This window comes from Oleiphilus sp. HI0125 (genome assembly GCF_001635355.1).
The window spans coordinates 1-645 of sequence record NZ_LWGF01000969.1; the positions used below are offsets into that span (position 1 = coordinate 1).

Sequence of the window (645 nt, forward strand, 5' to 3'; positions counted from 1 at the left end):
CTGCTCTACCATTCCATTTTTGAAGGGTTTGTTACGCGCAAATGCGGGCTTTGGCACCATGATGGTGTTCCTGTTCTCAAGCCCACTCTTAAACCCCATTATCATTGGCTTGTTTGCGATCACCTTTGGCATAAAAGTCACTATTTTTTACTTCATTATCGCGATGGGTGTATCCGTTATTGCAGGTTTTCTGCTTGAAAAACTGGGGTTTGAACGCTTCGTAAAACCAGAAGCTTATGTGGAACCCGCTAAAACTTGCGGAAGTGGATGTGGCTCCAAAGCACCTATCAATAAATGGAAAGCAATATGGGACTCAACTTGGAGGGACTTTAAACAAGTTGCACCGTACTTATTTGGAGGCATTGCATTGGGCGCGTTGATATACGGATTTATGCCTACTGAATTCCTAAGCTCTGTTGCGAACAAAGAAAACCCTTGGGCAATTCCTGTGTCTGCTGTGATCGGTATTCCCCTATATATTCGCGCAGAAGCCGTTATCCCATTGAGTGCAGTATTGGTTGAAAAAGGCATGGCGCTTGGCGCAGTTATGGCATTGATTATTGGTAGTGCGGGAGCAAGTCTTACCGAAGTTATCTTACTGAAATCATTGTTTAAAAATCAGCTGATCGCTGCGTTCCTATTCGT

Annotated in this window: 1 protein-coding gene; it reads left to right on the plus strand. The window is 44.0% G+C overall.

The features are described from left to right. The coding region (locus tag A3762_RS16510; RefSeq protein ID WP_068756685.1) for a permease at positions 1–645 on the plus strand (645 nt) is incomplete at both ends.